The 1,292-nt window shown below is 80.4% G+C and carries 1 protein-coding gene; it reads right to left on the reverse strand.

The genetic code is table 11. From position 1 onward, the window contains the following. Positions 1 to 1,292, reverse strand: a 1,292-nt coding sequence (locus CBZ_RS18825; RefSeq protein WP_165446857.1) for a UvrD-helicase domain-containing protein, incomplete at both ends; no start/stop codon positions are given.

A 1,292-nucleotide genomic window follows, 5' to 3' on the forward strand; every position in this document is an offset into this window, starting at 1 on the left:
GCGCGGCGCACCCGGCGCAGCCCGACGGCGTCGAGCCCGCCGAGCGGCGAGCAGGCCAGCCGTGCGGCGGCCTCGGGGTCGAGCGGCACGTCGCCGACGGCCACCCGCATCGCGTCGAGCAGCGGCCGGACCGCCGGCTCCTCGCGCAGCGGGACGTCGCTGCCGACCACCGTGACGGGGACCGACGCCCCCGCGAGCGCGCGGCGCAGTGCCGTGACCTGCGCGCCCGAGCGCGCGACGACGGCCATCGAGTCCCAGCCGAGGCCGCCCTCGAGGTGGGCGGTCCGCAGGGCGTGCGCGACGAACGCGGCCTCCTGCGCGGAGCTGGGCAGGACCGCGGCGCGTACGGCGACGGCCTCGTCACCGGCCGACCCCACGGGTCCGCGAGCACCACGTGCGCCACCGCTCCTCTGCGCCGGCACGTCGGCGAGCGGCACGCCGCCCGTCCGGACGCCGCCGGTCACGACGTCGCCCGCCGCGACCTCCCCCACGGACGACGCCGTCGCCCGCCGGTGCTGCACGGCGCCGACCGACCCCACGCGCTCGGTGACCCGCCGCGTCACCTCCCGGATCTCCGGGCCGTGCCGCCACACGGTGCGCAGCACGTGCGCGGCGGCACCGAGCTCGCCGTCGCCGTCGCCCCGCACGACCGCCCGGCCGACGAGCGCGGGGGCCGCGCCGCGGAACGTCTGGACGGCCGCGTCGGGGTCGGCGAGCAGCACGACGCGCGCCCCGTCGTCGGCGAGCACGCGCAGCAGCCGTGCCGTCGCCGACGTGCTCTCCTGGTGGTCGTCGACGACGGCGAGCCGCCAGCGCGGCCGGGGCGCACCCGGCACCTCGGCGTCCCACCCCCGCAGCGCCCGGGCGGCCTCCTCGACGACGACCGCCGGGTCGAGCCGCGACCCCAGGTCGGGCGTGGCCGAACGCAGCTCGAGGACGTCGAGGTACTCCTCGTAGACGCGCGCGGCGGCGGCCCACCCGGGCCGCCCGTGCGCGTGGCCGAGCTCGGCGAGGTCGACGGGGTCGAGCCCGCGCTCGGCGGCCCGCATGAGCAGGTCGCGCAGCTCGTCGCGGAACGCGCGCATCGTCGGGACGTCGGCGGGGACGTCCGGGGGCCACGCGAGCGGCACGCCCTCCCCCGCGGCGTGGCCCGCGAGCAGCTCGGCGAGCAGCAGGTCCTGCTCGGCGCCCGACACGAGCGTGGGCGGCACCTCGCCGAGGTGCGCGGCGCGGGCGCGCAGGACCGCGAAGGCGACGGCCGGCGCCGTCTGGACGAGCGGGCGGCCCGACGT

This window comes from Cellulomonas biazotea (genome assembly GCF_004306155.1).
GTDB lineage: Bacteria > Actinomycetota > Actinomycetes > Actinomycetales > Cellulomonadaceae > Cellulomonas > Cellulomonas biazotea.